Source organism: Dyella psychrodurans (assembly GCF_003363265.1).
GTDB classification, from domain to species: domain Bacteria; phylum Pseudomonadota; class Gammaproteobacteria; order Xanthomonadales; family Rhodanobacteraceae; genus Dyella_B; species Dyella_B psychrodurans.
The window spans coordinates 1-5247 of record NZ_QRBF01000015.1 but is presented as its reverse complement, the minus strand read 5'-3'; the positions used below and the strand labels follow the sequence as shown (position 1 = coordinate 5247).

Annotated in this window: 2 tRNA genes and 2 rRNA genes; all 4 read left to right on the top strand. The window is 54.5% G+C overall.

The annotated features are described in order from the left end of the window. Nucleotides 1-258 precede the first annotated feature (258 nt). The 4 genes from DWU99_RS20730 to DWU99_RS20715 all read left to right on the top strand — a co-directional run bounded on the left by DWU99_RS20730 (nt 259) and on the right by DWU99_RS20715 (nt 5194). Nucleotides 259-1805 (top strand): 16S ribosomal RNA (locus tag DWU99_RS20730). A 110-nt stretch (nt 1806-1915) separates the two neighbouring features. Beyond that, nucleotides 1916-1992: transfer RNA gene (locus tag DWU99_RS20725), tRNA-Ile, on the top strand. Nucleotides 1993-2019: 27 nt separating this feature from the next. Continuing rightward, nucleotides 2020-2095: transfer RNA gene (locus DWU99_RS20720), tRNA-Ala, on the top strand. 220 nt (nt 2096-2315) lie between these two features. Continuing rightward, nucleotides 2316-5194, top strand: a 23S ribosomal RNA gene (locus DWU99_RS20715). The 16S and 23S rRNA genes sit together here with 2 tRNA genes alongside, the layout of an rRNA operon. The last annotated feature ends 53 nt before the right edge of the window (nt 5195-5247 follow it).

The following is a 5247-nucleotide window of genomic DNA, read 5'->3' as shown; positions in this document are numbered from 1 at the left end:
GGTGTTGACGGAAGGCCAAAGGGATGTAGAATGGGCGGCTCACCCGGGACGAAATGCTTCGGGGCGATCTTCAAGAGAAGGTTGCAAGTGATTGATCTTTGACAGTGTGCGCAGGTGACTTGTGTGGGCGCCTTGCGGTGGAAGGGAAACCTGTCCATATATGCAAGCGTCTAACCTAAGAGTCAATTCAAAAGCTTGACGTTTTACGGTTAGGACAACGCTTCAGAAAGATAGACCGACTTTGGTTGGTCGAAAACTTAAGTGAAGAGTTTGATCCTGGCTCAGATTGAACGCTGGCGGCATGCCTAACACATGCAAGTCGAACGGCAGCACAGCAGTAGCAATACTGTGGGTGGCGAGTGGCGGACGGGTGAGGAATACATCGGGACCTGCCCAGACGTGGGGGATAACGTAGGGAAACTTACGCTAATACCGCATACGTCCTACGGGAGAAAGCGGGGGATCAGCAATGACCTCGCGCGGTTGGATGGACCGATGTTCGATTAGCTAGTTGGTGAGGTAACGGCTCACCAAGGCGACGATCGATAGCTGGTCTGAGAGGATGATCAGCCACACTGGGACTGAGACACGGCCCAGACTCCTACGGGAGGCAGCAGTGGGGAATATTGGACAATGGGCGCAAGCCTGATCCAGCAATGCCGCGTGTGTGAAGAAGGCCTTCGGGTTGTAAAGCACTTTTATCAGGAGCGAAATACCACGGGTTAATACCCTATGGGGCTGACGGTACCTGAGGAATAAGCACCGGCTAACTTCGTGCCAGCAGCCGCGGTAATACGAAGGGTGCAAGCGTTAATCGGAATTACTGGGCGTAAAGCGTGCGTAGGTGGTTTTTTAAGTCTGCTGTGAAATCCCCGGGCTCAACCTGGGAATGGCAGTGGATACTGGAAAGCTAGAGTGTGAGAGAGGATGGTGGAATTCCCGGTGTAGCGGTGAAATGCGTAGAGATCGGGAGGAACATCAGTGGCGAAGGCGGCCATCTGGCTCAACACTGACACTGAGGCACGAAAGCGTGGGGAGCAAACAGGATTAGATACCCTGGTAGTCCACGCCCTAAACGATGCGAACTGGATGTTGGTCTCAACTCGGAGATCAGTGTCGAAGCTAACGCGTTAAGTTCGCCGCCTGGGGAGTACGGTCGCAAGACTGAAACTCAAAGGAATTGACGGGGGCCCGCACAAGCGGTGGAGTATGTGGTTTAATTCGATGCAACGCGAAGAACCTTACCTGGCCTTGACATGTCTGGAATCCTGCAGAGATGCGGGAGTGCCTTCGGGAACCAGAACACAGGTGCTGCATGGCTGTCGTCAGCTCGTGTCGTGAGATGTTGGGTTAAGTCCCGCAACGAGCGCAACCCTTGTCCTTAGTTGCCAGCACGTAATGGTGGGAACTCTAAGGAGACTGCCGGTGACAAACCGGAGGAAGGTGGGGATGACGTCAAGTCATCATGGCCCTTACGGCCAGGGCTACACACGTACTACAATGGTCGGTACAGAGGGTTGCAATACCGCGAGGTGGAGCCAATCCCAGAAAGCCGATCCCAGTCCGGATCGAAGTCTGCAACTCGACTTCGTGAAGTCGGAATCGCTAGTAATCGCAGATCAGCTATGCTGCGGTGAATACGTTCCCGGGCCTTGTACACACCGCCCGTCACACCATGGGAGTGAGTTGCTCCAGAAGCCGTTAGCCTAACCGCAAGGAGGGCGACGACCACGGAGTGGTTCATGACTGGGGTGAAGTCGTAACAAGGTAGCCGTATCGGAAGGTGCGGCTGGATCACCTCCTTTCGAGAACGACAGACCCTCCTCCGCAAGACGTCCACACAAGACACCTGCACATCCGCACGCCGACGGCGTGAAAAGCCAGCCACTGAAAGGGGCGGGCTTTGAAGCTTTATGGGTCTGTAGCTCAGGTGGTTAGAGCGCACCCCTGATAAGGGTGAGGCCGGTGGTTCGAGTCCACCTAGACCCACCATTATAGGGATGCCGACCCGGTTATTACGGGGCCATAGCTCAGCTGGGAGAGCACCTGCTTTGCAAGCAGGGGGTCGTCGGTTCGATCCCGACTGGCTCCACCAGTTTTGAAACGCGGATGTGTAGCGCACACAAAAGATTTGAAGCGAGCTGGCGTTGAGGCCAGTTTCGTGTTCTTTGAAAACGTAAACGAGTGACAAGCGTCTTGGTTTGAACCAAACCGAGATGTGTCGTTGAGGCAAAGAAGTAAGCGAATGCGTTGTTTGGCAAATCCCATTTCCTGAGGAGGAAGGGGAGTAGCCCTGAGGCGACTTGGGGTTATATGGTCAAGCGACTAAGCGTATACGGTGGATGCCTTGGCAGTCAGAGGCGATGAAGGACGTGGCAGCCTGCGAAAAGTGTCGGGGAGCTGGCAACAAGCTTTGATCCGGCAATGTCCGAATGGGGAAACCCACTCCGTAAGGAGTATCGCTGCGTGAATACATAGCGTAGCGAAGCGAACCCGGGGAACTGAAATATCTAAGTACCCGGAGGAAAAGAAATCAACCGAGATTCCCTCAGTAGCGACGAGCGAACGGGGAGCAGCCCAAAAGTGTCGTATGTGTTAGTCGAACAGTCTGGAAAGGCTGGCCGTAGCGGGTGATAGCCCCGTAGGCGAAAACGCACATGGCATGAAATTGAGTAAGGCGAGGCACGAGAAACCTTGTCTGAACATGGGGGGACCATCCTCCAAGGCTAAATACTCCTGACTGACCGATAGCGAACAAGTACCGTGAGGGAAAGGCGAAAAGAACCCCGGAGAGGGGAGTGAAATAGACCCTGAAACCGTATACGTACAAGCAGTGGAAGCCCGTAAGGGTGACTGCGTACCTTTTGTATAATGGGTCAGCGACTTACTGTCAGTGGCGAGCTTAACCGTCTAGGGGAGGCGAAGGGAAACCGAGTCTGAATAGGGCGCATAGTCTCTGGCAGTAGACCCGAAACCACGTGATCTATCCATGGCCAGGTTGAAGGTGCGGTAACACGCACTGGAGGACCGAACCCACATCTGTTGCAATAGATGGGGATGAGCTGTGGATAGGAGTGAAAGGCTAAACAAACGTGGAGATAGCTGGTTCTCCTCGAAAGCTATTTAGGTAGCGCCTCGGACGAATCTTCCTGGGGGTAGAGCACTGTTATGGCTAGCGGGTCATCGCGACTTAGCAAACCATGGCAAACTCCGAATACCAGGACAGACTATCCGGGAGACACACGGCGGGTGCTAACGTCCGTCGTGAAAAGGGAAACAACCCAGACCCGCAGCTAAGGTCCCCAAGTTCATGCTAAGTGGAAAACGATGTGGAAAGGCATAGACAGCCAGGAGGTTGGCTTAGAAGCAGCCACCCTTTAAAGAAAGCGTAATAGCTCACTGGTCGAGTCGGTCTGCGCGGAAGATTTAACGGGGCTAAGCATGACACCGAAGCTCGGGGTGCACACTTTGTGTGCGCGGTAGAGGAGCGTTCTGTACGCCTGTGAAGGTGGGTTGAGAAGCCTGCTGGAGGTATCAGAAGTGCGAATGCTGACATGAGTAACGATAATGCGGGTGAAAAGCCCGCACGCCGAAAGCCCAAGGTTTCCTCGCGCAACGTTCATCGGCGCAGGGTGAGTCGGCCCCTAAGGCGAGGCAGAAATGCGTAGTCGATGGGAAGCTGGTTAATATTCCAGCACTTGACTGTAGTGCGATGTGGGGACGGAGAAGGTTAGGTCTACCGGGCGTTGGTTGTCCCGGGGAAAGGCGGTAGGCATGTGGATTAGGCAAATCCGGTCCACTTTATGCCGAGCACCGAGACGAGCCCTTATTGGGCGAAGTGACTGAGACCACGCTTCCAGGAAAAGCCACTAAGCTTCAGCTACAGCAAACCGTACCGTAAACCGACACTGGTAGGCAGGGTGAGAATCCCAAGGCGCTTGAGAGAACTCGGGTGAAGGAACTAGGCAAAATGGCACCGTAACTTCGGGAGAAGGTGCGCCCTCCGACGTGGTCACATGCGTGACTGAGCGTTAGAGGGTCGCAGTAACCTGGCCGCTGCGACTGTTTATCAAAAACACAGCACTCTGCAAACACGAAAGTGGACGTATAGGGTGTGACGCCTGCCCGGTGCTGGAAGGTTAATTGATGGGGTCAGCCGCAAGGCGAAGCTCTTGATCGAAGCCCCAGTAAACGGCGGCCGTAACTATAACGGTCCTAAGGTAGCGAAATTCCTTGTCGGGTAAGTTCCGACCTGCACGAATGGCGTAACGACAGCGGCGCTGTCTCCACCCGAGACTCAGTGAAATTGAAATCGCTGTGAAGATGCAGCGTTCCCGCGGCAAGACGGAAAGACCCCGTGAACCTTTACTATAGCTTTACACTGAACGTTGAGTTCTTCTGTGTAGGATAGGTGGGAGGCTATGAAACCGAGACGCTAGTTTCGGTGGAGCCATCCTTGAAATACCACCCTGAAGTGCTTGACGTTCTAACCTAGGTCCGTAATCCGGATCGGGGACCGTGTATGGTGGGTAGTTTGACTGGGGCGGTCTCCTCCCAAAGCGTAACGGAGGAGCACGAAGGTACGCTCAGCGCGGTCGGACATCGCGCACTGTGTGCAAAGGCATAAGCGTGCTTGACTGCAAGATCGACGGATCAAGCAGGTACGAAAGTAGGTCTTAGTGATCCGGTGGTTCTGTATGGAAGGGCCATCGCTCAACGGATAAAAGGTACTCCGGGGATAACAGGCTGATACCGCCCAAGAGTTCATATCGACGGCGGTGTTTGGCACCTCGATGTCGGCTCATCACATCCTGGGGCTGTAGCCGGTCCCAAGGGTATGGCTGTTCGCCATTTAAAGTGGTACGCGAGCTGGGTTCAGAACGTCGTGAGACAGTTCGGTCCCTATCTGTCGTGGGCGTTGGAGATTTGAGGGGGGCTGCTCCTAGTACGAGAGGACCGGAGTGGACGTTCCGCTGGTGTTCGGGTTGTCATGCCCATGGCATTGCCCGGTAGCTATGAACGGAAGTGATAACCGCTGAAAGCATCTAAGCGGGAAGCACGCCCCAAGATGAGATCTCCCGAGAGTTCGACTCTCCTTAAGGCCCCATCTAGACTAGGTGGTTGATAGGCGCGGTGTGGACGTGCAGCAATGCATTGAGCTAACGCGTACTAATGAGCCGTGCGGCTTGACCATATAACCCCAAGACGCTTCGTATACAGGTCCTTCTGTGACGAACCCGGCCATCC